Genomic DNA, 25,129 nt, shown 5'->3' on the forward strand with positions numbered 1-25,129 from the left:
GTCTGCTGGTGGGCGCTCATTGCACGTCTCCTTCGGCGTTGATGACCAGCACGATCAGCTCCTTCGGGCCGTGGGCGCCGTAGGCCAGGGTCTGCTGGATGTCGGCGGTCTTGGACGGGCCGGAGATCAGCAGGGCGTTGGTGGGCAGCCCGGCCGCCCAGTTCTCGCTCACCAGGGCGTCGTAGAAGGTGGGGTGGATGCGGGCGGCGTCGAGCAGGGCGAAGTGGATGGGCGGCACCAGGGACAGGGTGCGCGGCTCGTCGGCGGACGACCACAGGATCAGGCTGCCGGTTTCGGCGATGGCGCCGCGGGTCTGGGTGAAGCCGGCGTCCACCCGGTGGAACAGGTCGGCCTTGATGTCTTCCACCTGGCCGGCCCAGGGGCGCAGGCTGATGTCGCCGAAGGTGTCGGCCTGCAGGCGCTGGCCGGCCGGGGTGTTGGCGCCGAACATCAGGGTGCCCACCTGCTTGTCGCGGCACAGCTTGGCCAGCAGCGCGGGCCAGTCGGCTTCGGTGGTGACATGCACGTCGGCGTGGAAGCCTTCGATGCCGGTGCGGAAACGGGCCAGGCGCTCGGCCTTCGATTCATTGCGGGCCCGGGTGGCGTAGTGGGGCGCCGGGTCGGGGTGGGGCAGGGGCTCGGCGGGCCGGGCTCCGCGCAGCTTGGCGAGGATGCGGTCGCGGGCGCTCATGCGTGTTCTCCACTGGGCTTTCCGCCGGTGCGCTTGAGCAGGAAGGTGGCCAGGTGCTCGCCGGGCAGGGACGGCGCGGCGCGGCCGGCGTCCAGGTCTTCCCGGGCGGCGCGGCGGGTGATGTTGAGCATGCAGCCGCAGTCGGCGGTGACCATCTGGCCGGCGCCGGTGGCCTTGAGGGAGGCGACCTTGTCGCTGACCATGGCCGTGGAGACGTCCGGGTGCTTCAGCGAGAAGGTGCCGCCGAAGCCGCAGCATTCGGATTCGTGATCGTGGATGGCGAGGGTGACATTGCCGAGTCGGGCCAGCAGCTCGCGGCCCACAAGCAGGGTGCCCATCTCGCGGCGGGCCGAGCACGAGGTGTGCAGGGCCACGGTGAGCGCCGGGCCCTGGTCGGGGCGCTTGAAGTCCAGCACATGGACCAGGAACTCGGCCAGCTCGAAGGTGCGTTCGGCGATGGCGGCGGCCCGGGCCTTGAGGGCCGGGTCGTTGGCGACGACCTTCTCCCAGTTCCAGCGGATCATGCCGCCGCAGGAGCCGGAGGGCACCACGATGGGGTAGTCGCCGGGGAAGAGATCAAGCTGGGATTCGACCACCTGGCGGGCTTCGTCGGGGAAGCCGCTGGTGTAGGCAGGCTGGCCGCAGCAGGTCTGGTTGTCGGGGAAGATGACGCGCACACCTTCCCGCTCGAGGAGGGTGATGGCGTCCATGCCGGCTTCGGGGACGAACATGTCCACGAGGCAGGTTGCGTAGAAATACACCGCCTCGGGGCGCGGGGGGTAGCTGCGCGCGCCGTGACTGGCGCCTGCCGTTTGGGGGGTCTTGCTCATGTCTCCTCCAGTTCTGCCGGTGCGCGACGGGCCGTGTCGCTGCGGGTCTGGCTGTCTGTGGTTTTGGATGCTCCGGTAAATTGGTAAGACCAATTGATCGGATGTACGGAAATGTACGCTTCGACGCTCCCCGAGTCAATTGGGGGTCGCACTCAACGGATTGATTTCATGGGGTTATAGGGGTAAACCTATAAATTTGGGGCAAGGCGCCGGCGGTGGCGTTTTGTAGTCTGGCTTGTGGTCCATCAAGGTGCGACCTAGAATTTTGGTCTGACCAATCAAGGTGGCATCTACATGGCCAATGGCAAACTGGCGGTCCAGCGCCTTTCCGACACCATCGCCCACGAGTTCGAGCGGCGCATCCTGGACGGAGCCCTCAAACCCGGCGACCGCCTTCAGCCCGAACGGGAGATGGCGGCCGAGCTTGGCGTGTCGCGCCCGTCCCTGCGCGAGGCGCTCCAGAAACTGGTGTCCAAGGGCCTGCTGCACAGCCGGCAGGGGGGCGGCACCTACGTCACCGATCGGCTCGACGTGGGGTTTACCGACCCCTGGCACGACATGCTCGCCCAGCACCCCAACATCCAGGCCGATCTGCTCGAGTTTCGCGGCATGCTGGAGTGTGAGGCTGCGTCTATGGCGGCCCAGCGGGCCACCGAGGCCGATCTGCAGCGCATCGGCGATACCTTCGCCGTGGTGGAGTCGCTGTTCGCCCAGGGCACCTCGCCGGAGGTGCTGGAGCGGCAGGTGAAGGCCGACTTGGCCTTTCATCAGGCCATTGCCGAGGCGGCCCACAACGTGATGTTCGGCCACCTGACGGCGAGCCTGTTCCGGGTCATCAACGATCACATCGACCGCAATCTGCGCCACCTGCGGCGCCAGGACGGAGACTGGCTGAAGCTGCGCGATCAGCACCGGGCCATCTGGGAGGGCATCCGCAACCGCGATCCCGGCGCAGCCTCGGCCGCCGTGCGGGCGCACATCAACTTCGTTCACGAGAGCATGGCAGAGCGGGCGCGTCATGAAGAACGGGAGTCCAGGGCTCGTGCGGCGCGGCGACTGGCCAAGCCCGAGGCGGGCGTCGAGGTGAGCGAGAGCGATGCCGGCGCACGCTAGGATCAAGTCCTGTCTGCCGCGCTGATTGCCCGATGAATACCCTGGATGAACTGCGCGCCGGACGCCTGCACGGCGCTCGTGAGCTGCGCCTGTCTTTTGGTCTGACCAATTTTCCCGAAGAGATCTTCGAGCTTGCCGACAGCCTGGAGGTGCTCGATCTGTCGGGCAATCAGCTGGAGAGCCTGCCCGATATGCTGCCACGCCTGCATCGTCTGCGGGTGCTGTTCTGCTCTGGCAACCCCTTTCGCGTCCTCCCGGAGGTCCTCGGGCGCTGTCCGCAGCTGGAGATGGTCGGCTTCAAATCGTGCCGCATCGAAAGCGTGCCCGCCGAAGCGCTGCCGCCCCGTCTGCGCTGGCTGATCCTCACCGACAACCGCATCGGGCGGCTGCCTGCCGCTATCGGACGCTGCGGCCGGCTGCAGAAGCTGATGCTGGCCGGCAATCTCCTTGATACGCTTCCGGCGGAGCTGGCCCGGTGTACCCGCCTCGAGCTGCTGCGCATTGCCGCCAACCGCCTTGTTGCCTTGCCCGGCTGGCTCCTGAAGATGCCGCGCCTGAGCTGGCTGGCCTATGCCGGCAATCCCTTCTGCTTAGGTCTGGAGGTGGATCGCAAGGCCCGCATCCGGGTGCCCGATGTGTCCTGGGGCGGGCTGGAGATGGAGCGGGTGCTGGGTGAGGGTGCCTCGGGGGTGATCCATCAGGCCCGCTGGGGTGCCGATGGCGCCGGGCGGGACGTGGCTGTGAAGTGCTTCAAGGGCGCGGTGACCAGCGACGGCCTGCCCGGCAACGAGATGGCGGTCTGTCTCGACAGCGGCCGGCATCCCGGCCTCATTCCGGTGCTGGGGCGTCTGGGGGATCACCCCGAGGGCGTGGCGGGCCTGGTGATGGAGCGGATCGACCCGGCCTTCCGTACCCTGGCCGGGCCGCCCAGCCGGGCGTCGTGTACCCGGGACGTGTATGCGCCGGACCAGTGCCTGCCCGCTCGGGCGGTACTGCGTCTGGCGGCCGACATGGCCGGTGCGGCCGCCCATCTGCACGCGCGGCACATCCTCCATGGCGACCTCTACGCCCACAACATCCTGTATCGGCCGGATGACGGCCGGGCGCTGCTGGGGGATTTCGGCGCCGCATCCTTCATTCCGCCGGATGATCCGGAGCTGGCCGAGGCGCTGCAGCGTCTCGAGGTACGCGCTTTTGGCTGTCTGCTGGAGGAGCTCGTCGAGCACTGTGACGGCAGTGATCCGAGCGGCACCATCACGCCGGCACTCGTCACCCTGCGCGACCGCTGTCTGCAGCCCGATCCGGCGGCCCGGCCGCGCTTTGCCGAGTTGGTCGAGGCCCTGCAGGCTGTGGGAGATGCGCCATGAAGACCGGCCTCCTCCTGTGGGTCCGGCAGCGCTTTGCGCGTCCTCGCCCGCTGACGGACATCGAGCGGGCCCGGCAGCTGATCGATGCCATCGACCGGGGCGGCATCCCTCTCAACCCCGCGCGGGTGAACGCCATTGCCCGGGACCTGGGACTGGAAGTGTCGAGGAAGGCGCCGGTGGAGGAGACCGTGGAGCGCATCCGCGGCTGCGTGCTGCGGCATCGGGAGTGGGACTAGCGGCAGGCAGGGCGAACGGTGAAAAGCAAAAAGGCCAACCCTCGCGGATTGGCCTTTTTGCTTGAATCGGGTGGTGGTGATGGGCGGAGTCGAACCGCCGACCTATGGGTTATGAATCCATCGCTCTAACCATCTGAGCTACATCACCAACCGAAGCCCGCTATAATAGGGGTTTGATGGTTCTTGGTCAACACGTGATGAAAAAGCTTTATATCCGCACCTTCGGTTGTCAGATGAACGAGTACGACTCGGACAAGATGGCGGATGTGCTGGGGGCGGCCGACGGGCTGGAGAAGACGGACAACCCCGAAGAGGCGGATGTGATCCTCTTCAATACGTGTTCGGTGCGCGAGAAGGCCCAGGAAAAGGTCTTCCACGATCTGGGGCGGGTCAAGCATCTGAAACAGAAGAACCCCAATCTGATCATCGGCGTGGGGGGGTGCGTAGCCAGCCAGGAGGGCGAGGCCATTGTGGCGCGGGCGCCGTATGTGGATCTGGTGTTCGGCCCCCAGACCCTGCACCGCCTGCCCAAGCTGATCGCCGAGCGCAAGGCGTCGGGGCGTTCGCAGGTGGATATCTCCTTCCCCGAGATCGAGAAGTTCGACAATCTGCCGCCGGCGCGGGTGGAGGGGGCGAGCGCGTTCGTGTCGATCATGGAGGGCTGCTCCAAGTACTGCACCTTCTGCATCGTGCCCTACACCCGGGGTGACGAGATCTACCGCCCGCTGGCCGACGTGCTGGCCGAGGTGGCGGGGCTGGTGGCCCAGGGCGTCAAGGAAGTGACCCTGCTCGGCCAGAACGTGAACGCCTGGCGTGCCCCCGTGGATGGTGATGGCGGTGAGATGGCCGACTTTGCCTTCCTGCTGGAGTGTGTGCATGACATCCCCGGTATCGAACGCATCCGCTACACCACCTCCCACCCCCGTGAGATGACCCAGCGTGTGGTGGACGCCTACGCGCGCCTGCCCAAGCTCGTGTCGCACCTGCATCTGCCCGTGCAGGCCGGCTCCGACCGGGTGCTGGCGGCCATGAAGCGGGGCTATACGGTGATCGAGTACAAGTCTCTGGTGCGCAAGCTGCGGGCGGCGCGGCCGGACATCTCCCTGTCGTCCGACTTCATCGTTGGCTTCCCGGGTGAGACCGAGGCCGACTTCGAGGCGACCATGAAGCTCATCGAGGATCTGGGCTTCGATACGTCCTTCAGCTTTGTTTACAGCTCCCGCCCGGGCACGCCGGCCGCCGATCTCGCCGACGACACGCCCCAGGACGTCAAGCTGGCGCGCCTGGCCCGGCTGCAGAAGCGCATCGAGGCGCATGCCGCCACGATCAGCGCCGGCATGGTCGGTTCGGTGCAGCGCATCCTCGTTGAAGGGCCGTCGAAGAAGGATCCGAACGAGCTGGCCGGCCGCACCGACAACAACCGGGTGGTCAACTTTGCCGGCAACCCGCGCCTGATCGGGCACTTCGTGGATGTGAGCATCGTTTCGGCGCTGCCCCATTCCCTGCGCGGCGAGATCGTGACGCGGGATTGACGAATTTGATGGTTTTCCCTTCCCCGGCGGGCTTCAGTCTGGCAGCATGCGGCCAATGAAGCCCACGGAAATCGTCCTGCATCCCCTCGACAACGTGCGCCTCGCCAATCTGTGCGGGGCGCTTGACGAGAACATCCGTCAGATCGAGACCGCCTTTGACGTCACCATCGCCCGCCGCAGTGAGCGTTTCACCCTGCATGGCGCTGCCCCCCAGATGCATCACGCGGCGCGCGCCCTGCGCCACTTCTACGAGAAGTCCGACGAGGCCCTGTCGGTGGATGACATCCAGCTGGGCCTGATCGAGGTGGTCAAGCTGGGGGAGGGCAGCGGCCCGGCGCCGGTGCTGATGACCCGCAAGAGCGAGCTGCACGGCCGCACGCCCCGGCAGGTGGATTACATCCGCCAGATCCAGGAACACGACATCACCTTCGGCATTGGCCCGGCCGGCACCGGCAAGACCTATCTGGCCGTGGCCAGCGCCGTGGACGCCTTCGAACGTGAGCACGTCGAGCGCATCGTCCTCACCCGCCCGGCGGTGGAGGCGGGCGAGCGCCTGGGTTTTCTGCCTGGCGATCTGGCCCAGAAGGTGGACCCCTATCTGCGGCCTCTGTATGACGCCCTTTATGACCTGATGGGCTTCGAGCGGGTGGCCAAGCTCTTCGAGCGCGGCTGCATAGAGATCGCCCCCCTGGCCTTCATGCGCGGCCGCACCCTGTCCCGGGCCTTCATCATCCTCGACGAAGCCCAGAACACCTCGCCGGAGCAGATGAAGATGTTCCTCACCCGCATCGGGATCGGCTCCCGGGCGGTGATCACCGGCGACCTGACCCAGGTGGACCTGCCCCGGGGCCAGAAGAGCGGCCTGGCCGAGGCCGCACAGGTGCTGGCCGATGTCCGTGGAGTGGCCTTCACCCGCTTCCTCAAGGAAGACGTGGTGCGCCACCCGCTGGTGGCCCGCATCGTCGATGCCTACGAGAAGCATGGTCAGCGCAGCGCGGCAGTGGTGGCACCCCAGCATCACAACCAGCAACAGCAGACCCAGCAACAATGAGCGACATCAAGCTTCCCCGCCGCCTCGACCTGTCCGTGCAATACGCGTGTAATCGCGACGGCGTACCGTCCCGGGTCGAATTCCGCCGCTGGTTGCGGGCCGCCGAGCCCGGCGCAGCCCGCGTCACCGTCCGGATCGTGGATGAGGACGAAGGGCGCGAGCTGAACCGGGACTACCGGGGCAAGGATTACGCCACCAATGTGCTGACCTTCGCCTATGGTGAAGGAGATGACATGCCCCTGCCCGAGGGCCTGCCCCTGATGGGCGATCTGGTGCTGTGCCGGCAGGTGGTGGAGCGCGAGGCGGCCGAGCAGGGCAAGGCCCTGGATGCGCATTACGCCCACTTATCCGTGCATGGTATGCTGCATTTACAGGGTTTTGACCACCTGGAAGACGCAGAAGCCGATGAAATGGAAGCCCGGGAGCGCCAGATTCTGGCCGGTCTGGGCTACGCCGACCCGTACGCGGGGGAGCGCTGAGTGGTGAGGTGAGCAATGCGCCATGGGCGATGGAAGGACGTGAAGCCGCTCTCCATCGCCCATGGCCCATTTCTCATCCACCTTTTTTATGGAACCCTCCAGTAGTAAACCGTCCTTGCTTGAACGGCTCTCCGCCCTCCTGACCCGGGAGCCGGAAGACCGGGAAGAGTTGCTGCACCTCCTGCATTCCGCCCACGACCGCAACCTGTTCGACGCGGATGCGCTGGCGATCATCGAAGGTGCCCTGCAGGTTTCCGAGATGCAGGTGCGGGACGTGATGGTCCCGCGGGCGCAGATGGACGTTGTCTGCCTTGACGATTCGGTCGAGGACATCACCCGCTTTGCCATCGGTGCGGCCCACTCCCGTTTCCCCGTGATCGGCGAGAACAAGGACGACGTGGCCGGCATCCTCCTTGCCAAGGATCTCCTGCGCGTCTTTGCCGGCGAGTCCTTCAATCTGCGCGACATGCTGCGCCCGGCCGTCTTCGTGCCGGAATCCAAGCGCCTCAACGTGCTGCTGCGGGATTTCCGGGTCAGCCGCAATCACATGGCCATCGTGGTGGACGAGTACGGCGGTGTGGCCGGTCTGGTGACCATCGAAGACGTGCTCGAGCAGATCGTCGGCGACATAGAGGACGAGTACGACTTCGACGAAACCGCCGACAACATCCGCCTCGACCAGGCCGGGCGTTATCGGGTCAAGGCGGCGACCGAGATCGAAGACTTCAACGAAGCCTTCGCCACCACCTTCAGCGATGCCGAATACGACACCGTCGGCGGCCTGCTGATCCGCAAGCTCGGGCGTCTGCCCAAGCGCAACGAGATCGTCGAGCTCGAAGGCCTGCGCTTCCAGGTGCTGCGGGCCGACAGCCGGCGCGTCCATTCCCTCCTCGTCGAACGCATGCCCGACCCTGAGGCGATCGGCGGCTGATGGCTTTCTGGCGACAGGGCCTGGCCCTGCTGGCGGGGGGCGCGTCGGTGCTGGCCTACGCCCCGTTCGAACTCTTTCCCCTGGCACTTCTGAGCCTGGCCGTACTCTACGGCCTGCTCGCCCCGCTGCTGCCAGTGGGGCTGGCAGACGCGCCCCGTTCGCGCCGGGCGCGATATGGGTTTTCCATCGGCTTTGCCTGGGGGCTGGGGGCGCTGCTGGCCGGGGTGTCCTGGGTTTACGTCGCCCTCCATCGCTTTGGTGGCATGCCCATGCCCCTGGCGGCATTTGCCATCCTGCTCTTCTGCGCCGGCATGGCCCTGTATGCCGGTCTGGCCGGTGCGCTGTTTGCCACTTTGCGGCAGGGCCGGGCATGGCGCGATGCCGCCCTGTTTGCCGCCCTGTGGCTGCTCACCGAATGGCTGCGGGGCTGGATGTTCACCGGTTTTCCGTGGCTGGTCAGCGGTTACAGCCAGAGCCCGCCCAGCCCCCTGGCCGGTTTTGCGCCGGTGTTTGGCGTCTTCGGAGTGGGCGGGCTGCTGGCCCTGACGGCGGCCTGGACATGCCAGGCTGTGTTCGGGCGCCGGCGCGGGCCGCTGCTGGCCGTGCTCGCGGTGCTCGCCGCCGGGGCGGGTCTGCGTCAGCTTGCATGGACGGAAGCCGTCGGTGCGCCGGTGAAGATTGCCCTGCTGCAGACCAACATCGAGCAAAGCCTCAAATGGCGACCCGAGATGCTGCAGCGCTGGCTCGACGTCAATCTGGATCTGCTCCGCAGCCACCCGGCCGATATCGCCGTCCTCCCCGAGACCACCCTGCCCTTGCTGGTGGAGCATCTGCCACCGGGCTATCTGGATGAGCTCCGGCGCATCGCCGACAGCAACGGGGGCGACGTGATCCTCGGCACTTTCACCCGTGATGGCGCCGGGCGCATCTACAACGCGGCGATCAGCCTCGGCCGTTCGCCGGCGGGGCATTATGCCAAGCAGCACCTGGTGCCCTTCGGTGAATACTCGCCGCCGCTGTTCCAGTGGTTCTACAGCCTGGTGAACATCCCCATGGCCGACCAGACCCGGGGCGCCGAGCGTCAGCCGCCCCTGGCCCTGGCCGGGCAGAAGGTGGCGGTGAATATCTGCTACGAGGATGTGTTTGGTGAGGAGCTGATCCGCAGCCTGCCGGAGGCCACGCTGATGCTCAACCTCTCCAACCTGGCCTGGTATGGTGATTCCTTTGCCCAGCCCCAGCACCTGCAGATCGCCCGCATGCGGGCCCTCGAGACGGGGCGGCCGATGCTGCGCTCCACCAATACCGGGATGACCGCACTGGTGATGCCCGATGGCGCGGTGACCGCAGTGCTGCCGGCCTTCCAGGCCGGGGGGCTAGTGGTGGAAGTGCGTGGCCACCAGGGCCTGACGCCCTACGCCCGCTGGGGCAACTGGGCGGCGGTGGGGCTGGCGGCCCTGGCGCTGCTGTCGTGTGCCCGGTGGCGGCGGAGCTGAGGCGGACGGCGTATCATCGCGCTTCGCCCATTCAAAGACAGAACACCCCGAACCATGCGCTCCTATCCTACGAACAGCCCCGAAGCCCTCGCCCGTCTGGTTGCCATGGCGATTCTCGCCGATGGCCGCCTGGACAACCGGGAAGTGGACTGGATCAAGCACAACGACACCGCTGCCCTGCTCGGCGTCGACCGGGACACCCTGATCCAGGTCCTGCTGGACTGTTGCCGTGACGTGATCAACGAAGCCGAGCAGGAGCGCGTCTTCCTGCTGGAGGATCACCGCCTTGCCCGCCTCGCCGACGACCTCACCGATCCGGCCCTGCAGAAGGTGGCCCTGTCCGCCATGCTGATCCTGGCCAAGAGCGACGGCAGCGTGAGCGAGGGCGAAGAGACCCTGCTGCGCTTCCTGATGAGCCGCTGGAGCCTCGCTCTCGAGGATCTGGCTGCTGCCTGACCTGTGCGGGCGGCGCTGATCCGCCTGCCCCGCTTTCTGCTTTCGAACCATAAAACCAAGACGATTGAGGAGGATAGCCATGAGCGACCAGATCAAGTATCTGCTCGACGAATCCCGCATGCCCAAGGCCTGGTACAACATCGCCGCCGACCTGCCGGTACCCCTGCCGCCGCCGCTGCACCCGGGCACCCTGCAGCCCCTCGGCCCGTCCGATCTGGCGCCGATCTTCCCGAATGCGATCATTGCCCAGGAAATGTCCACCGAGCGCTGGATCGACATCCCCGAGCCGGTCCGCGACGTGCTGACCCAGTGGCGCCCGAGCCCCCTGTTCCGCGCCCGCCGGCTGGAGAAGCTCCTCGGTACGCCGGCAAAGATCTACTACAAGTACGAAGGCGTGTCCCCCGCTGGCAGCCACAAGCCCAACTCCGCCGTGCCCCAGGCCTGGTACAACGCCCAGGAGGGTGTCAAGCGCCTGTCCACCGAGACCGGTGCCGGCCAGTGGGGTTCGTCTCTGGCTTACGCGGGCGGTCTTTTCGGGCTGGACGTGACGGTGTTCCAGGTGCGCGTTTCCTACGATCAGAAGCCTTACCGGCGTGCGCTGATGGAAACCTGGGGTGCACGCTGCATCGCCTCCCCGTCGGCCGAGACCGAGTACGGTCGGGCGGTGATGGCCGAGTACCCGGACCACATCGGCTCCCTCGGCATCGCCATTTCCGAGGCGGTCGAGGTGGCGGCGAAGAATGACGATACCAAGTACGCCCTGGGCTCGGTGCTCAACCACGTGCTGCTGCACCAGACCATCGTAGGCGAGGAAGCCATCCTGCAGATGGAGATGGCCGGTGACGACCCGGACGTGGTGGTGGGCTGCGTGGGCGGTGGTTCCAACTTCGCCGGTATCGCCTTCCCCTTCATCGGCCTGCAGCTGCGTGGCGGCCCCAACGCCAAGAAACGCCGCATCGTGGCCGTGGAGCCGTCGGCCTGTCCGTCCCTCAGCCGGGGCAAGTACGCCTACGACTTCGGCGACACGGCGCACCTGACGCCGCTGGTCAAGATGCACACTCTGGGCAGTGACTTCACGCCTCCCGGACTGCACGCCGGTGGCCTGCGCTACCACGGCATGGCGCCGCTGGTCAGCCACGTGAAGGAGCTGGGCCTGATTGAGGCCAAGGGTGTGCACCAGACCGCCTGTTTCGAGGCCGGGGTGATGTTTGCGCGCAGCGAGGGCATCGTCCCCGCGCCGGAATCCACCCACGCCATCCGTGGCGCCATCGACGAGGCCCTGCGCTGCAAGGCGGAAGGCAAGAGCGAGACCATCCTGTTCTGCCTGTCGGGGCACGGCCATTTCGACATGACCTCCTACACCAACTACCTGTCGGGCAAACTCACCGACCAGCCCTACGACGAGCAGGCTCTGGCCCTGGCTCTGGCGGGGCTGCCGAAGGTTGAAGCCTGATACGCAACGCTTTCCGGTGAACGAAGAAGGGGGCCGCGAGGCCCCCTTCTGCATCTTGTCGTCCGGCTTGCGCCGGCGTGCTTCCGCCTAAACCCGGAAGCGCGCGATCTGGTCCTTCAGGCTGACGGCGATGCGCTCCAGGCCGACAGCGGCATCCGCGGCGCCGCGGATGTTCTCGGAGGTGCTCTCCACCATGTTCGAGATCTCCTCGACGCGCTGGGCGATGGAGGTGCTGGCGGCGCTCTGTTCCCGGGTGGCATCGGCGATCTCGCGGACCCGCGACAGGGTCTGACGGGCTCCCGCCTCGATGGCCTGGAGGGCTTCGGCGGCCGAGGCTGCGAGGGCGACGCCCTGGTCCACCTCGGGCAGGGCCGCGTTCATGGCATCGACGGCGCTGCTGGTGTCGCCCTGGATGCCGGAAATCATCTGCTCGATCTCCGTGGTGGCCGACGAGGTGCGCTCGGCCAGCTTGCGTACTTCGTCCGCCACCACCGCAAAGCCGCGGCCCTGCTCGCCGGCCCGGGCGGCCTCGATGGCGGCATTGAGGGCCAGCAGGTTGGTCTGCCCGGCGATCTCCTTGATCACGTTGGCAATGGACGAGACCTGACCGATGCGCTCCTCGAGGGCCAGGATGCGCCCCGATGCGCTGGTGACGGTCTCGGACATCTTGCGGATCGCCTCGGACGCCTGGCCGACGCGCTCGCTGCCTTCGGCGGCAAGGCGCATGGCCTCCTGGGAGTTCTGTTCGGTTTCCAGGGCGCTTGAGGAGATGTGGCTGGAGCTGACGGTCAGCTCCTCCATGGCGGCGGCCATGGCGGCGGTGGCGTCCGACTGGCGCACGGCGGCATCAGCCACTTCGGCGGACACCCGGGTGATGTGATCGGCGTTGCTGACCAGCTGGTTGGCGCCGCTGTTGATCTCGCCCATCATCGAGCGCAGGGCACCCACCATGCTGGCCAGGGCCTTGAGCATGCTGCCCTCCCGGGCGTCCCCGAGGGCGGCGGTGAGGTCGCCGGCCGCGGCCTGCTGCATTACCGCCGTGGCTTGCCGGGGTTCCCCGCCGAGCTGAGTGGTGACGCTGGCGCTGATCCGCCAGCCAGCCAGGCCAAGCACGACCAGCATGACGGCGGAGATGCCGCCGAGGAGCAGAGCGATGTTGTGGAACTCGCGGTCCACGTCATCGATATAGATGCCGGTGCCGAGGATCCAGCCCCAGGGGGCAAAGGGCAGGGCGTAGGACAGCTTGGGCTGGGGTGCGCTCTCCCCGGCCTTCGGGAACCAGTAATCCACGAAGCCGCCGCCAGCGCTGCCGGCTTTGACCAGCTCGACGATGATGCTCTTGCCGTTGGTGTCCTTGAGACCGCTGGCATCGGTGCCCTCCCGCTCGGGTTTGGGGGGCATCAGCACGTAGTAGCTGCGCTGATCGACCACGAACAGGTAATTGGTCTTGTCATAGCGCATGGTGCGCAGGGTTTCGGTGGCGCCCTTCCTGGCATCGGCCTCGCTCATCGCGCCGGCCTGGAACTGCTTGTAGAAGTGCTCGATGACCCCGCTGCCGTTCTCGACAAGGAGCCTGGTCTGGAGCTTTCGGTCTTCCATCATGCTGGTGTGAAGGTGGGCAAGGCTCACTGCGCATAATAGGGAGAGGCCCACTAGGGCAAGGGCGACGAGCAGTCGCATACGCGTGGCGACGCGAAGATTGTCGAGACTCATGGCGGGTCCTCAGCAACAGGCGGGGCTCTGGATGGATCACCGGTCGCCGGGGCACCGGTGTTTATTATGTGTGGCTTATTTACGGTCGCCTGTTCATTTCCTTTACAGATTTCGTCGCCGGACGGGCCGGCCCCGTTCTGAAGGGCTTTGCCGCCCCGCGCACCATCAGGCATTCAAAGTCGGTGGAAACCCAGTAAAATCCGCGTTTTGCCCAAATTCGCGCGGCCTGTGCCGCGGAGCGCCCATGTCCGTCCAAAAACCGACTTTCCAGCAGATCATCCTGCGCCTCTCGAACTTCTGGGCCGAGCACGGCTGCACCCTGCTCCAGCCCTATGACATCGAAGTCGGCGCCGGCACCTTCCACACGGCCACCTTCCTGCGGTCCATCGGGCCCGAGCACTGGAACGCCGCCTACGTGCAGCCGTCCCGCCGCCCCAAGGATGGCCGCTATGGCGAGAACCCCAACCGCCTGCAGCACTATTACCAGTATCAGGTGGTGCTCAAGCCGTCGCCGGTGAATATCCAGGAACTCTACATCGACAGCCTGCGGGCGCTGGGCATCGACCCCAACGCCCACGACATCCGCTTCGTCGAGGACGACTGGGAATCCCCCACCCTGGGCGCCTGGGGTCTGGGCTGGGAGGTCTGGCTGGATGGTATGGAGGTCACCCAGTTCACCTACTTTCAGGAGGTCGGCTCCCTCTCCTGCAAGCCTGTGCTGGGCGAGATCACCTACGGCCTCGAGCGTCTGGCCATGTATCTGCAGGGCGTCGAGAACGTCTACGACCTGGTGTGGTCCATCGGTCCCGACGGCATGCCGGTCACCTACGGCAACGTCTATCACCAGAATGAGGTGGAACAATCCACCTACAACTTCGAGCATTCCAACGTCGAGTGGCTGTTCCGCCTGTTCGGCGAGTATGAAGCCGAGGCCAAGCGCCTGATGGCCGTGCCCCTGGTGCTGCCGGCCTTCGAGATGGTCATGAAGTGCTCCCACACCTTCAACCTGCTCGACGCCCGTGGCGCCATCTCCGTGACCGAGCGCGCCGCCTACATCGGCCGCGTGCGTGCCCTGGCCCGTGAAGTGGCCCAGGCCTATTACAACTCCCGCGAAGCCCTCGGCTTCCCGATGCTGAAGAAGGAGGCCGCGTGATGACCAGCGCGACCCTGCTCGTAGAACTGCTGACCGAAGAACTCCCGCCCAAGGCCCTGCCCAAGCTGGGCCAGGCTTTTTCCAATGGCATCGTCGCCGGTCTCCGCGCGCGCGGGCTAGTGGTGGCCGATGGCGCCTTCCGCTGGTTTGCCACGCCGCGTCGCCTTGCGGTGACCATCTCCAACGTGGTCTCCGAGGCCACCGCCAAGGACGTGACCGAGAAGATCATGCCGGTCTCCGTGGCCCTCACCGCCGACGGTCAGCCCACCCCGGCCCTGAGCAAAAAGCTCGAGGCCAAGGGCATTCCCCTGTCGGCCGTGGCCAGCTTCGAGCGGCGCATGGACGGCAAGGCCGAAGCCCTGTTCTACACCTCCACGGTGGCCGGCGCGAAGCTGGCCGACGTGCTCGGCGGCATCGTCCAGGACGCCCTCAAGCAGCTGCCCATCCCCAAGGTCATGCGCTGGGGCGACGGCGACGCCACCTTCGTGCGCCCGGCCCACAAGCTGACCCTGCTGCATGGCGCCGACGTGGTGCCGGGGTCGGTGCTCGACATCCAGTCTGGCCGCACCACCAAGGGCCACCGCTTCATGAGCCGCGGCGACATCCAGATCGCCACCGCCGACGCCTACGAGCCGACCCTGCTGGCCGAAGGCAAGGTCATCCCCGACTTCGCCGAGCGTCGCGCCAACATCGAGAAGCAGCTCGTCACCGAGGCCGGCCGTCAGGAAGCCACCCTGGGAGAGTACGCCGACCTGCTGGATGAAGTGACTGCCCTGGTCGAGCACCCCACCGTGTACGTGGGCGAGTTCGAAGCCGAGTTCCTGGCCGTGCCCCAGGAGTGCCTGATCCTCACCATGCGGGCCAACCAGAAGTACTTCCCCCTGTTCGATGCTGACGGCAAGCTGCTCAACCGCTTCCTGATCGTCTCCAACATGGAGCTGGCCGATCCGTCCAACATCATCACCGGCAACCAGCGCGTGGTGCGCCCGCGCCTGTCCGACGCCCGCTTCTTCTTCGAGCAGGACATCAAGGCGGGCCTCACCTCCCGCGTGGTCAAGCTGGATGCGGTGGTCTATCACAACAAGCTCGGCTCCCTGGGCGACCGGGTGCAGCGCCTGTCCATCGTGGCCCGCAAGGTCGCCGGCCTGCTCGGCGCCGACGAGAACCTGGCCAACCGCGCGGCACTGCTGTCCAAGGCCGACCTGCTCACCGACATGGTCGGCGAGTTTCCCGAGCTGCAGGGCACCATGGGCCGTTACTACGCCCTCGCCGAAGGCGCTGCGCCGGTGGTCGCCGAGGCCATCGAGCAGCACTATCGCCCGCGTTTTGCCGGCGATGCCCTGCCCGACAGCAACATCGGCCGGGCCCTGGCCCTGGCCGACAAGCTCGACTCCCTGAGCGGCTTCTTCGGCATCGGCCAGATTCCGACCGGTGACAAGGACCCGTTCGGCCTGCGTCGCGCAGCCCTGGGCGTGCTGCGCATCCTCATGGAAGGGCCGCTGCCCCTCGACCTGGCCGAGCTGATCGCCGAGTCTGCCGCCAGCTTCCCGCCGGGGCGCCTCAGCGCCGAGGTGGCCGGGCCGCTCTACGACTTCATGCTTGAACGCCTGCGCAACACCCTGCGCGACGCCGGACATGCCCAGGACGTCGTGGACGCGGTGCTGGCCCTCAAGCCGACCCGCATCGACCTCGTGGTGCCCAAGCTCGACGCCGTGCTGGCCTTTCAGCAGCTGCCCGAAGCCGCCGCGCTGGCGGCTGCCAACAAGCGCATCGTCAATATCCTCAAGAAGGCCGAGGGCGAGATCGGCGAGCCCGACCTGGCCCTGCTGGTCGAGGACGCCGAGAAGGCCCTGTTCCACGCCATCACCGACGTGGCTCCGCTGGCCCGATCCCACTTCCAGAACGAGGCCTACACCGACGCCCTGCGCGTGCTGGCCGGCCTGCGTGCTGCGGTGGACCGCTTCTTCGACGAGGTGATGGTGATGGCCGAAGAGCCGCTGATCCGTCAGAACCGCCTGGCGCTGCTCAAGCAGCTGGCCGGCCTGATGAACCAGGTGGCCGACATCTCCCGTCTGTCCGCCTGAGGGCCCGCCATGAAGATCATCGTGCTCGACCGGGATGGGGTCATCAACTTCGACTCCGACCAGTTCATCAAGTCGCCGGACGAATGGAAGCCGATCCCCGGCTCCCTCGAAGCCATTGCCCGCCTCAACGAGGCGGGCTGGCGGGTGGTGGTGGCTTCCAACCAGTCCGGGGTCGGGCGCGGTCTCTTCGACATGGACACCCTCAATGCCATCAACGAGAAGATGACCAAGGCCCTCGGCCAGGTGAGCGGGCGGCTGGATGCCATCTTCTTCTGCCCTCACGCGGCCGATTCAACCTGCTCCTGCCGCAAGCCCAAGCCGGGCATGTTCGTCGAGATCGCCGAGCGCTTCAACGTCGATCTCAAGGGCATGCCGGTGGTCGGTGACAGCCTGCGTGACCTGCAGGCGGGCATGGCGGTCGGTTGCAAACCCTATCTGGTGAAGACCGGCAAGGGCAGCAAGACCCTGCTCGACCCTGAACTGCCCGAAGGCACCGAGATCTTCCCCGACCTGGCGGCCGTGGTCGCGCACCTAACCGCCTGAGAGAAACCCGTGGTCCTGATCCGCAACATCCTGTTCATGGTGGCCCTGGCCATCTTCACGCCGCTGTATGCCCTGATCGGCATGGCCACCTTTCCCTTCGGTCCCAAGACCCGCCACAAGCTGATCCGCGGCTGGCCGCGCATCATGGCGTGGGTCATCAAGCATGTGCTGGGCATTCCGTATCGGCTGATCGGCAGCGAGAACATTCCGGCCGGCCCGGCCATCATCATCTCCAAGCACATGTCGGCCTGGGAAACCATCATGCTCCAGGACATCTTTCCGCCCATGGTCTTCGTGATGAAGCGGGAGATCCACAAGGTGCCCTTCTTCGGCTGGGGGATCTCGCAGATGCCGATGATCGCCATCGACCGCACCGCCGGCAAGGACGCCCTGGCCCAGGTGGAGTCCCAGGGGCGTGATCGCCTGGCCCAAGGTTTCTGGGTGACCATCTTTCCCGAGGGCACCCGGGTGGCACCCGGCAGCAAGAAGCGCTACAAGGCAGGCGCCTCGTGGCTGGCCGCCCAGACCGGAACCCCCGTTGTGCCGGTGGCCCATAACGCTGGCGAGTTCTGGCCCCGCAATGCCTTCTTCAAGACACCGGGGGAAGTGGTGGTGAGTATCGGGCCGGTGATCGACACCACCGGCCTGAATGCCGAGCAGATCAACGCCAAGGCCGAAGCCTGGGTCGAGGCCGAGATGCGGCGGCTCTTCCCTCACCACTATCGCGAGCTGCGCAACAAGGAGACCGCGGCGGCGTGAGCACGGCTGCGGAGGCCCGCGAGATCGTTCTGGGCGGTCAGCGGGTGTCTTACCTGTTGCGTCGGAGTGCTCGCAAGACGCTCGGCCTGCGCATCGACCACCGTGGGCTGATTGTGGGTGTGCCGCTGCGCGCGCGCCTCGGCGACGCGGAGGCCTTCATGCGCAGCCACGCCGCCTGGATCATCGAGAAGCTGGAGGCCCGCGCCCGTTCCCCCCAGGCCGTGACGCCGCGGTTCCAGGCAGATGGGGGGGCCGTGCTGCCCTATCTGGGGCAGCCCTGCCGCCTGCGTCTGGGGCAAGGCAACAACCAGATCCGCTGGCACGAGGCCGGAGACGTGCCGACGCTGGAGCTGGCTCTGCGCGCCGGTGCCGAGCCCCGTCTGCTGCTGCTCAAGGCCCTGCAGCAGCGTGCCCTGCTGCTGTTCGTCAATCGAGTTGAAGAGTTCTGTGCGCGGCTGGGGCGGCCGGCGCCGCCAGTCGGGCTGTCCAATGCGCGAACCCGCTGGGGCAGCTGCAGCAGTCGCAGCGGCATCCGCCTGCACTGGCGCCTGATACACCTGCCTCTGTCCTTGATCGATTACGTGGTGGCCCACGAGGTGGCACATCTGATTGAAATGAACCACTCTCCACGATTCTGGTCCGTTGTTGAGTCACTGTATCCCGGGCATATGGCGGCCCGCCGCGCTCTTCGGGATGCCGCCGTCGCTCTTCCTCTCATCTGAATCCAAGGATTACAGCCATGCGTCTGCTCCACACCATGCTTCGCGTCGGTGATCTTGATCGCGCCATTGCTTTTTATACTGAGGTCCTCGGAATGCGCCTGTTGCGCCGCCAGGACTATCCCGAGGGCAAGTTCACCCTGGCCTTCGTGGGGTATCAGGACGAGTCTGAGGCCGCGGTGCTGGAGCTCACGCACAACTGGGGGGTGGATGGCTATGAACTCGGGACGGCCTACGGTCATATCGCCCTGGAGGTGCCTGACGCCTACGCAGCCTGTGAGGCGATCCGTGTCCGTGGAGGCAAGGTCGTGCGGGAAGCCGGGCCCATGAAGCATGGCACCACGGTGATCGCCTTCGTCGAGGACCCGGACGGCTACAAGGTCGAGTTGATCCAGGCACGGTCTGATTCGCCGGCTCACTGAGATCGGCTCCCTGGGGCGAGGGGCCTCCGCCCCGCCTGCCATTCTGACTAACCCTCTTGATTTCTTGTTCAATGCCGGCTGTTGTTCTCGTCCTCCTTCCTTTTCTCGGTAGTCTGCTGGCGGCACTGATGCCCCAGGACGCGCGCAATCGCGAATCCTGGCTGGGAATCGGTGTTTCGGTCGGTGGGCTGGTGATCTGTGGCCTGATGTTGCCGCAGATCGCCAGTGGCGAGGTTCTGCGGGCCGAGTTCGCGTGGTTGCCTGCAATCGGGCTGGATCTCGTGTTTCGGGTGGATGGGCTGGCCTGGATATTTTCGGTCCTGGTACTGGCGATCGGGGCGCTGGTAGTGCTGTACGCGCGCTACTACATGTCACCGGACGATCCGGTTCCGCGTTTCTTTTCGTTCCTGCTGGCCTTCATGGGGTCGATGCTGGGCGTGGTGCTGTCCGGGAATCTGGTGCAACTGGTCGTATTCTGGGAGCTGACCAGCCTCACCTCCTTCCTGCTGATTGGCTACTGGCATCATCGGGCCGATGCGCGCCGGGGCGCGCGGATGGCGTTTACCGTGACTGCGGCCGGGGGGCTGGCACTGTTCTTCGGGGTAGTGATACTGGGCAACATCGTGGGTAGCTACGATCTGGACTTAATACTTGCGTCCGGCGATCAGATCCGTGGTCATGCCTTGTACCTCCCTGCACTTGTGCTGATCGCACTGGGGGCGCTCACCAAAAGTGCGCAGTTTCCCTTCCATTTCTGGTTGCCCCATGCCATGGCTGCACCCACGCCGGTGTCGTCCTACCTGCATTCGGCCACAATGGTGAAGGCGGGGGTGTTCCTCCTGATTCGACTCTGGCCGGCGCTGGCGGGTACCCCCGAATGGACGTGGATCGTGGGGGGGGCCGGCGTGTGTACGATGTTGCTCGGGGCCTTCATCGCCATCTTCCAGCATGATCTGAAAGGTCTGCTGGCCTACTCGACGATCAGCCACCTCGGGCTGATCACCGTACTGATCGGCATTGGTGCCCCCATGGCCATCGTCGCGGCGATCTTCCACATCCTGAATCATGCGGTCTTCAAAGCATCCCTGTTCATGACCGCAGGCATCATTGACCATGAGACGGGCACCCGTGATCTGCGTGTGCTGCGTGGGCTGCGTCATTCTCTGCCGGTCACCGCGACCCTGGCCATCGTGGCCAGCGGCGCGATGGCGGGTGTGCCGCTGCTCAACGGTTTCTTGTCCAAGGAGATGTTCTTTGCAGAGACCATCCACGTAGGGGGCGACCGCCACTGGTGGATGTCGATTGCCGCCGTGGCGATGGGGATGTTCAGCGTGGCCTATTCGCTACGGTTCATATCCGTGTTTTTTGGAGAACCCAGTCAGGGGCTGCCGCGAGTGCCCCATGAACCGCCGCGGTGGATGCGCTTCCCGGTGGAACTGCTGGTGCTGACGTGCCTGGTTGTCGGCATCGCACCAGGCCTGAGTATCGAACCCTTGTTGCATCTCGCCGTGGTCGCGACGCTGGGGCCGGCGGCGCCCGCTTACGATCTGGCCCTGTGGCATGGCGTCAACCTGGCGCTCTTGATGAGTGTGCTGGCGCTTGTCGGTGGCTTGTTGGTTTATGTGGTGCTGCGTCGTTACTTCGGTTTGCAGCAGAGGCAGTTGGTGCCGGTGATCTACCGGTTCAACGGAGCCCAGACCTACGAGACCATCATGGCGCAGCTTACCCGTGGTGCGGCATGGCTCCTGCGCCGAGTCGGAACGCAGCGTCAGCAGCCCCAGCTCCTGCTGCTCATGCTGCTGTTGTTGCTGGTTCCTTTGATCCTCGCCGGTCCTCCACCTGAATGGACGGTCATTCCTGAACAGGCATTTGATCCGCTGTTTGCGCTCATGTGGCTAGTGGGCGCCGGTTCGGCGGTGGCTGGGGCATGGATGGCGAAGTATCACCGTCTGGCAGCGCTTGCCCTGGTCGGCGGGACAGGCATTGTCACCGCGGCAACCTTTCTGTGGCTGTCGGCGCCCGACTTGGCGCTGACGCAGTTGATGGTGGAAACGGTGACCACCGTGCTGATCCTGCTGGGGCTGCGTTGGTTGCCGCCGCGGCTGGAGTCGATCTCGGCCCCGGAGGAGGCTTCCTGGCGGGTATGGACGCGCCGGTCCACCGATCTTGCGATTGCCTTGGGGGGCGGGCTTGGCCTGGCCGCGCTGACGTACGCCGTCCTATTGCACCCTGCGTCGGACTCCATTGCCGACTTTTTCCTGAGCAATGCGCTCACCGGTGGGGGAGGGAGCAACGTGGTCAACGTGCTGCTGGTGGACTTCCGCAGCTTTGACACTTTGGGTGAGATTACCGTGCTCACTGTGGTGGCGCTGACCGTTTACGCGTTGTTACGCCGTTTTCGCCCGGCGCCCGAGAGCGCAGGCGTTCCGCCGCAGCAGCGTTTCCTGGAGGATCCGGCTAACGGGCAGAGCCCGGCGGATCAGGCCAATACGGGCTATCTGCTGGTGCCCGGCGTTTATCTCCGACTGCTCCTGCCTTTCATGGGGGTGATCGCCGTTTACTTCTTCATGCGCGGCCACAATCTTCCGGGAGGGGGGTTTGTCGCCGGGCTCATCTTTGCTGTCGCCATTCTGGTTCAGTACATGTTGGCCGGCACCACCTGGGTCGAGAATCACATCAACCTGAGACCGCACCGCTGGTTGGGTCTCGGCCTGTTGCTGGCCTGCTTGACGGGCCTGGGGGCGTGGGTCTTCGGCCATCCTTTCCTGACGACCCACACTGCGCATGTGGAATGGCCGGTGGTGGGAGCACTTCATGTCCCGAGTGCCTTTGTTTTCGATCTTGGCGTGTTTGCGGTGGTGGTAGGTACCACCATGCTGATGTTGGTTGCCCTTGCCCACCAGTCGGTGCGCGCCCATCGTCAGCCCGGTGAGTCGGCTGCGGAGGAGCAGACTGAAGGTATGAAAGGTAAGGTGAGCTGATGGAACTGGTGCTGGCGATTTCGGTGGGCGTGGTGTTCGGTTCAGGCATCTGGCTGATCCTGCGTCCCCGTACCTTTCAGCTCATCACTGGGTTGATGTTGATGTCCTACGCGGTGAACCTGTTTATCTTCGCCATGGGTCGTCTGTGGGTGGGCAAGCCCCCGATCACGCCGACGCCCGATGTGGATCCGTCCCTGTTCGCGGATCCGCTGCCCCAAGGGCTGGTATTGACGGCGATAGTGATTGGCTTTGCCACCACGGCCCTCTATCTGGTGATGATGATTGGCGCACGTGGACTTTCCGGCAGCGACCATGTGGATGGTGAGGAGCCTCGCCAGTGAATTCCCTACATTGGTCGCAGCACCTCCTGGTGGTCCCCGTGCTGCTGCCGCTGATCGTGGGGGCCTTGCTGATTCCGGTCAATCAGAAGCGTTACGTGCTCAAGTTTTCCCTGGGCTTGGCCAGTTGCGTGATGCTGTGGGCCGTTGCCGTTGCTCTCCTGCTGATGGCGGACGGCGGCCATTGGCCTGCAGGCATTGGTGTTTACCTGGCGGCCAACTGGGTTGCGCCCTTCGGCATCGCCCTTGTCGTCGACCGGCTGACCGCGCTGATGCTGGTGCTTACCGCGACCATCGCCCTGGCGGTCCTCGTGTTCTCGGCGCGGCGCTGGGATCGGGTCGGGGTGAGTTTCCACTCGCTGTTCCAGTTCATGCTGATGGGGCTTAACGGTGCCTTTCTGACCAACGACCTCTTCAATCTGTTCGTCTTCTTCGAGGTCATGCTCGCGGCTTCCTATGGCCTGGTGCTGCATGGCTACAATCTTCGTCGCATCCAGGCGGGCATGCAGTACATCGCCATCAACCTGGCTGCTTCGTTGCTGTTCCTGATCGGGGTGTCGCTGATTTATGCCGCCACCGGGACGCTCAATCTTGCCGATCTTTCTGGACGGGTAGCGTCGCTCGGGCCACAGGATGCCTGGTTGTTGCAGATCGGCGCGACGGTGCTGGCCTTGGCCTTCCTGACCAAGGGGGCAATGTGGCCACTGGGCTTCTGGCTGCCCACTACGTATGCATCGGCTTCCGCTCCCGTCGGTGCGATGCTGGTCCTGATGACCAAGGTGGGGGTGTATGCACTTTTGAGGGTCTGGTTGGCACTTTTTGGCGAGGGGGCCGGCGCCCTCGGGCAGTTCGGGTTTTTCGCTCTGACCCTGGGTGGAATGGCGACCCTGCTGTTTGGTGCCATCGGCATGTGGGCCAGCCAGGATGGGGGGCGCATGGCTGGTTTTGGCGCTGTCATCTCCTCGGGCACGCTCCTGGCCGTGATCGGTCACTCTGGTAGCGGCGTGCTGGCTTCGGGTCTGTATTATCTTCTGGGCTCCACCCTGGCGATGGCGGCCTTCATGCTGCTGATTGAGCTCATTGAGCGCATCCGGCCGCCGGGTGCTGCGTTATTGGCGATCACCATGGAGGCCTTTGCCATCGAGGATAAGCCGGAAGACCCCGTCGGGGTGGGAATCCCCGGCACGCTGGCCTTTCTCGGTCTGAGTTTCGCTGCCTGTGCGCTGGTGATCGCCGGGATGCCGCCGCTGGCGGGTTTCGTCGCCAAGTTCAGTCTCTTTCACGCCTTGCTGGCGGCAGCGCCCGGGCCCGTGCCGGCGACAACCTGGCTGTTGATGGGGCTGATGGTGGCTGGCGGTCTGGCTGCAATCATTTCGCTGATGCGTCTTGGGGTTCGGACATTTTGGGCCGCTGGCGTGACGATGCCCCGGCTGCAATTCACTGAAGCCATATCGATCGGTTCGCTGGTAATGCTATGTGTACTCCTGACGATGCAGGCGGGTAGCGTGTTCGACTATCTGAACCGTGCGACGGAAGGGCTGCTGCGCAGCAAGGACTACACTCAGCGCGTACTGGGCGAACCTCCTGTGCAGCGGGTGCCGGGCGCGGAGCTGCGGCCATGAAGCGCTGGTTGCCTTCGCCTGCTCTCAGCGTGAGTCTGATGCTGATGTGGCTGATGCTCAATGGAAGCGTGGAACCTGCCCACTGGCTGTTGGGCGGCGTTCTGGGCATCGTCGCTCCCCTTCTGTCCCGCCCCTTGCAGCCCCACGGCTATGCCGTGCTGCGCAAGCCCATGGCCTTGGTGCGCTTGCTGTGTTTTTCAGCGATCGAGATCGTTCGTTCCTGTATCAATGTAAGCCAGATTATCCTGATGCGCCGGGCTGTCCGGGTCAATTCCCAGTTCATCCGCGTGCCCCTTGATCTGAGGAGTCCTCATGGATTGGCCCTGCTGTCGTGCCTGATCAACACTACGCCGGGCACGGTGTGGGTGGATCTGCTGCCTGCGAAGCATGAACTGCTGCTTCATGTCTTCGATCTGCATAGTGAGGCTTGGTGGGTGGAGACCATCAAGACACGCTACGAACGCCCCATCATGGAGGTGTTCGAGCACCCTGTTTCCCGAGGAGAACTGTCATGACGACGGTCGCGCTGCTGTCGGCCGCGGTCTTTGTTGCCATGGCGTGCGTCGTGCTGGCCATGCTGCTCTGCACCGTGCGTCTGTTGCTCGGGCCGACCGCCCAGGACCGGGTTCTTGCGCTCGATACCCTGTGGATGTGTGTGATGCTCTTGAGTCTGGTTCTGGGCATCAGGGATGCCAGCCAGATTTATTTCGAGGCGGCCCTGATGATTGCCCTGGTTGGGTTTGTTTCCACCATGGCCATGGCCAAGTTTTTGCTGCGCGGTGAGGTCATCGAATGACGGGTGCCGAGAGCCTTTCCTGGTGGGCTGCGGTTCCGATCGCCCTCTTGCTGGTCTTGGGAGGTCTGGTCACGGTGATCGGGGCCCTTGGCCTCGTGCGACTACAGGATTTTTATCAGCGTATCCACGGGCCAGCTATCGCCATCACCCTGGGGGCGGGCTGCATCCTGCTGGCTTCCATGCTCTACTTCACGCTGTCCCAGTCGCGCCTGGTGATTCATGAGGTCTTGATCAGCCTTTTCGTGCTGATGACTGCGCCCGTCGTGGCCATGTTGATCATGCGCGCCGGTGTTTACCGGGATCTGCGTAACCGATCGGAGCGTGCCGGGACTGGCGACACGTCCGCACCAGACTGAGGTCGGATCCG

General features: G+C 65.3%; 25 protein-coding genes and 1 tRNA gene. 22 read left to right on the forward strand and 4 right to left on the reverse strand.

Going from position 1 to position 25,129, the window contains the following annotated elements:
• Positions 1-16: 16 nt before the first annotated feature.
• Entirely contained in the window at positions 17-691 is a 675-nt protein-coding gene (locus tag L6Q67_RS03700) for a lactate utilization protein (protein ID WP_296565494.1), read from the reverse strand.
• On the reverse strand, positions 688-1,521 hold the full coding sequence (locus tag L6Q67_RS03705; protein ID WP_296565497.1) for a (Fe-S)-binding protein: 834 nt from the start codon (positions 1,519-1,521) through the stop codon (positions 688-690). The genes L6Q67_RS03700 and L6Q67_RS03705 overlap by 4 nt, the downstream gene beginning before the upstream one ends.
• A gap of 294 nt (positions 1,522-1,815) precedes the next feature.
• Here L6Q67_RS03705 and L6Q67_RS03710 point away from each other — a divergent pair, with 294 nt between their 5' ends.
• Genes L6Q67_RS03710 through L6Q67_RS03720 form a run of 3 tightly spaced genes read left to right on the forward strand, consistent with a single transcriptional unit; the run spans position 1,816 to position 4,237 of the window.
• A complete protein-coding gene (locus L6Q67_RS03710) occupies positions 1,816-2,634 on the forward strand; it encodes a FadR/GntR family transcriptional regulator (RefSeq protein WP_296565500.1) in 819 nt (272 codons plus the stop codon).
• Positions 2,635-2,666: 32 nt separating this feature from the next.
• The gene (locus L6Q67_RS03715) at positions 2,667-4,001 is read left to right on the forward strand and encodes a leucine-rich repeat-containing protein kinase family protein (RefSeq protein ID WP_296565503.1); all 1,335 of its coding nucleotides are present in this window, start codon (positions 2,667-2,669) and stop codon (positions 3,999-4,001) included.
• A complete protein-coding gene (locus L6Q67_RS03720; protein ID WP_296565506.1) occupies positions 3,998-4,237 on the forward strand; it encodes a hypothetical protein in 240 nt (79 codons plus the stop codon). The genes L6Q67_RS03715 and L6Q67_RS03720 overlap by 4 nt, the downstream gene beginning before the upstream one ends.
• A gap of 71 nt (positions 4,238-4,308) precedes the next feature.
• Here the strand turns inward: L6Q67_RS03720 and L6Q67_RS03725 are convergent.
• Positions 4,309-4,385: transfer RNA gene (locus L6Q67_RS03725), tRNA-Met, on the reverse strand.
• Between the two features lie 49 nt (positions 4,386-4,434).
• Here L6Q67_RS03725 and miaB point away from each other — a divergent pair.
• The 7 genes from miaB to L6Q67_RS03760 all read left to right on the forward strand — a co-directional run bounded on the left by miaB (position 4,435) and on the right by L6Q67_RS03760 (position 11,632).
• Positions 4,435-5,769: a tRNA (N6-isopentenyl adenosine(37)-C2)-methylthiotransferase MiaB gene (gene miaB / locus L6Q67_RS03730; protein WP_296565508.1), complete on the forward strand. Its 1,335-nt coding sequence runs from the start codon at positions 4,435-4,437 to the stop codon at positions 5,767-5,769.
• Positions 5,770-5,824: 55 nt separating this feature from the next.
• Positions 5,825-6,820, forward strand: a complete 996-nt coding sequence (locus tag L6Q67_RS03735; RefSeq protein WP_296565511.1) for a PhoH family protein — start codon at positions 5,825-5,827, stop codon at positions 6,818-6,820.
• Positions 6,817-7,299 carry an rRNA maturation RNase YbeY gene (gene ybeY, locus L6Q67_RS03740; RefSeq protein WP_296565514.1) on the forward strand — a complete coding sequence of 161 codons (483 nt, stop codon included), beginning with the start codon at positions 6,817-6,819 and terminating at the stop codon, positions 7,297-7,299. Before L6Q67_RS03735 ends, ybeY begins: the two co-directional genes overlap by 4 nt.
• Before the next feature lie 88 nt (positions 7,300-7,387).
• On the forward strand, positions 7,388-8,230 hold the full coding sequence (locus L6Q67_RS03745; RefSeq protein ID WP_296565518.1) for an HlyC/CorC family transporter: 843 nt from the start codon (positions 7,388-7,390) through the stop codon (positions 8,228-8,230).
• Positions 8,230-9,723 (forward strand): apolipoprotein N-acyltransferase, encoded by a 1,494-nt coding sequence (gene lnt / locus L6Q67_RS03750; RefSeq protein WP_296565527.1) that lies wholly within the window; start codon positions 8,230-8,232, stop codon positions 9,721-9,723. Before L6Q67_RS03745 ends, lnt begins: the two co-directional genes overlap by 1 nt.
• Positions 9,724-9,777: 54 nt before the next feature.
• Positions 9,778-10,179 carry a hypothetical protein gene (locus tag L6Q67_RS03755; protein WP_296565529.1) on the forward strand — a complete coding sequence of 134 codons (402 nt, stop codon included), beginning with the start codon at positions 9,778-9,780 and terminating at the stop codon, positions 10,177-10,179.
• A 79-nt stretch (positions 10,180-10,258) separates the two neighbouring features.
• Positions 10,259-11,632 (forward strand): TrpB-like pyridoxal phosphate-dependent enzyme, encoded by a 1,374-nt coding sequence (locus L6Q67_RS03760; RefSeq protein WP_296565530.1) that lies wholly within the window; start codon positions 10,259-10,261, stop codon positions 11,630-11,632.
• A gap of 87 nt (positions 11,633-11,719) precedes the next feature.
• Here L6Q67_RS03760 and L6Q67_RS03765 read toward each other — a convergent pair whose 3' ends face one another.
• On the reverse strand, positions 11,720-13,234 hold the full coding sequence (locus L6Q67_RS03765) for a methyl-accepting chemotaxis protein (protein ID WP_296565533.1): 1,515 nt from the start codon (positions 13,232-13,234) through the stop codon (positions 11,720-11,722).
• A 355-nt stretch (positions 13,235-13,589) separates the two neighbouring features.
• Between L6Q67_RS03765 and glyQ the strand changes: the two genes are divergently transcribed.
• The 12 genes from glyQ (at position 13,590) to mnhG (ending at position 25,118) form a co-directional block, all read left to right on the forward strand.
• Positions 13,590-14,498 (forward strand): glycine--tRNA ligase subunit alpha, encoded by a 909-nt coding sequence (gene glyQ, locus L6Q67_RS03770; RefSeq protein WP_296565535.1) that lies wholly within the window; start codon positions 13,590-13,592, stop codon positions 14,496-14,498.
• Positions 14,498-16,582, forward strand: a complete 2,085-nt coding sequence (gene glyS / locus L6Q67_RS03775; protein WP_296565538.1) for a glycine--tRNA ligase subunit beta — start codon at positions 14,498-14,500, stop codon at positions 16,580-16,582. The genes glyQ and glyS overlap by 1 nt, the downstream gene beginning before the upstream one ends.
• A 9-nt stretch (positions 16,583-16,591) precedes the next feature.
• Complete coding sequence (gene gmhB / locus L6Q67_RS03780; RefSeq protein ID WP_296565540.1) at positions 16,592-17,125, forward strand: D-glycero-beta-D-manno-heptose 1,7-bisphosphate 7-phosphatase; 534 nt, start codon at positions 16,592-16,594, stop codon at positions 17,123-17,125.
• 9 nt (positions 17,126-17,134) lie between these two features.
• Positions 17,135-17,884 (forward strand): 1-acyl-sn-glycerol-3-phosphate acyltransferase, encoded by a 750-nt coding sequence (locus L6Q67_RS03785; RefSeq protein ID WP_296565543.1) that lies wholly within the window; start codon positions 17,135-17,137, stop codon positions 17,882-17,884.
• Complete coding sequence (locus tag L6Q67_RS03790; protein ID WP_296565546.1) at positions 17,881-18,606, forward strand: M48 family metallopeptidase; 726 nt, start codon at positions 17,881-17,883, stop codon at positions 18,604-18,606. The genes L6Q67_RS03785 and L6Q67_RS03790 overlap by 4 nt, the downstream gene beginning before the upstream one ends.
• Before the next feature lie 17 nt (positions 18,607-18,623).
• Positions 18,624-19,025, forward strand: coding sequence for a lactoylglutathione lyase (gloA, locus tag L6Q67_RS03795; protein WP_296565548.1), 402 nt, complete (start codon positions 18,624-18,626; stop codon positions 19,023-19,025).
• Positions 19,026-19,096: 71 nt separating this feature from the next.
• Positions 19,097-22,006 carry a monovalent cation/H+ antiporter subunit A gene (locus tag L6Q67_RS03800; protein WP_296565551.1) on the forward strand — a complete coding sequence of 970 codons (2,910 nt, stop codon included), beginning with the start codon at positions 19,097-19,099 and terminating at the stop codon, positions 22,004-22,006.
• On the forward strand, positions 22,006-22,347 hold the full coding sequence (locus L6Q67_RS03805) for a Na+/H+ antiporter subunit C (protein WP_296565554.1): 342 nt from the start codon (positions 22,006-22,008) through the stop codon (positions 22,345-22,347). The genes L6Q67_RS03800 and L6Q67_RS03805 overlap by 1 nt, the downstream gene beginning before the upstream one ends.
• On the forward strand, positions 22,344-23,966 hold the full coding sequence (locus L6Q67_RS03810) for a monovalent cation/H+ antiporter subunit D (RefSeq protein WP_296565556.1): 1,623 nt from the start codon (positions 22,344-22,346) through the stop codon (positions 23,964-23,966). The genes L6Q67_RS03805 and L6Q67_RS03810 overlap by 4 nt, the downstream gene beginning before the upstream one ends.
• Complete coding sequence (locus tag L6Q67_RS03815) at positions 23,963-24,481, forward strand: Na+/H+ antiporter subunit E (RefSeq protein ID WP_296565559.1); 519 nt, start codon at positions 23,963-23,965, stop codon at positions 24,479-24,481. Before L6Q67_RS03810 ends, L6Q67_RS03815 begins: the two co-directional genes overlap by 4 nt.
• Positions 24,478-24,762 (forward strand): K+/H+ antiporter subunit F, encoded by a 285-nt coding sequence (locus L6Q67_RS03820; protein WP_296565562.1) that lies wholly within the window; start codon positions 24,478-24,480, stop codon positions 24,760-24,762. Before L6Q67_RS03815 ends, L6Q67_RS03820 begins: the two co-directional genes overlap by 4 nt.
• Positions 24,759-25,118, forward strand: a complete 360-nt coding sequence (mnhG, locus tag L6Q67_RS03825; RefSeq protein ID WP_296565564.1) for a monovalent cation/H(+) antiporter subunit G — start codon at positions 24,759-24,761, stop codon at positions 25,116-25,118. The genes L6Q67_RS03820 and mnhG overlap by 4 nt, the downstream gene beginning before the upstream one ends.
• Positions 25,119-25,129: the final 11 nt, after the last annotated feature.

Source organism: Zoogloea sp. (assembly GCF_023150065.1).
Lineage (GTDB): Bacteria > Pseudomonadota > Gammaproteobacteria > Burkholderiales > Rhodocyclaceae > Zoogloea.

Bases quoted from the DNA above. Each gene is read 5' to 3' on its own strand.
- L6Q67_RS03700 (WP_296565494.1), bottom strand. From the start codon at position 691: ATGAGCGCCCGCGACCGCATCCTCGCCAAGCTGCGCGGAGCCCGGCCC.
- L6Q67_RS03705 (WP_296565497.1), bottom strand. From the start codon at position 1,521: ATGAGCAAGACCCCCCAAACGGCAGGCGCCAGTCACGGCGCGCGCAGC.
- L6Q67_RS03710 (WP_296565500.1), top strand. From the start codon at position 1,816: ATGGCCAATGGCAAACTGGCGGTCCAGCGCCTTTCCGACACCATCGCC.
- L6Q67_RS03715 (WP_296565503.1), top strand. From the start codon at position 2,667: ATGAATACCCTGGATGAACTGCGCGCCGGACGCCTGCACGGCGCTCGT.
- L6Q67_RS03720 (WP_296565506.1), top strand. From the start codon at position 3,998: ATGAAGACCGGCCTCCTCCTGTGGGTCCGGCAGCGCTTTGCGCGTCCT.
- miaB (WP_296565508.1), top strand. From the start codon at position 4,435: ATGAAAAAGCTTTATATCCGCACCTTCGGTTGTCAGATGAACGAGTAC.
- L6Q67_RS03735 (WP_296565511.1), top strand. From the start codon at position 5,825: ATGAAGCCCACGGAAATCGTCCTGCATCCCCTCGACAACGTGCGCCTC.
- ybeY (WP_296565514.1), top strand. From the start codon at position 6,817: ATGAGCGACATCAAGCTTCCCCGCCGCCTCGACCTGTCCGTGCAATAC.
- L6Q67_RS03745 (WP_296565518.1), top strand. From the start codon at position 7,388: ATGGAACCCTCCAGTAGTAAACCGTCCTTGCTTGAACGGCTCTCCGCC.
- lnt (WP_296565527.1), top strand. From the start codon at position 8,230: ATGGCTTTCTGGCGACAGGGCCTGGCCCTGCTGGCGGGGGGCGCGTCG.
- L6Q67_RS03755 (WP_296565529.1), top strand. From the start codon at position 9,778: ATGCGCTCCTATCCTACGAACAGCCCCGAAGCCCTCGCCCGTCTGGTT.
- L6Q67_RS03760 (WP_296565530.1), top strand. From the start codon at position 10,259: ATGAGCGACCAGATCAAGTATCTGCTCGACGAATCCCGCATGCCCAAG.
- L6Q67_RS03765 (WP_296565533.1), bottom strand. From the start codon at position 13,234: ATGATGGAAGACCGAAAGCTCCAGACCAGGCTCCTTGTCGAGAACGGC.
- glyQ (WP_296565535.1), top strand. From the start codon at position 13,590: ATGTCCGTCCAAAAACCGACTTTCCAGCAGATCATCCTGCGCCTCTCG.
- glyS (WP_296565538.1), top strand. From the start codon at position 14,498: ATGACCAGCGCGACCCTGCTCGTAGAACTGCTGACCGAAGAACTCCCG.
- gmhB (WP_296565540.1), top strand. From the start codon at position 16,592: ATGAAGATCATCGTGCTCGACCGGGATGGGGTCATCAACTTCGACTCC.
- gloA (WP_296565548.1), top strand. From the start codon at position 18,624: ATGCGTCTGCTCCACACCATGCTTCGCGTCGGTGATCTTGATCGCGCC.
- L6Q67_RS03800 (WP_296565551.1), top strand. From the start codon at position 19,097: ATGCCGGCTGTTGTTCTCGTCCTCCTTCCTTTTCTCGGTAGTCTGCTG.
- L6Q67_RS03805 (WP_296565554.1), top strand. From the start codon at position 22,006: ATGGAACTGGTGCTGGCGATTTCGGTGGGCGTGGTGTTCGGTTCAGGC.
- L6Q67_RS03815 (WP_296565559.1), top strand. From the start codon at position 23,963: ATGAAGCGCTGGTTGCCTTCGCCTGCTCTCAGCGTGAGTCTGATGCTG.
- L6Q67_RS03820 (WP_296565562.1), top strand. From the start codon at position 24,478: ATGACGACGGTCGCGCTGCTGTCGGCCGCGGTCTTTGTTGCCATGGCG.
- mnhG (WP_296565564.1), top strand. From the start codon at position 24,759: ATGACGGGTGCCGAGAGCCTTTCCTGGTGGGCTGCGGTTCCGATCGCC.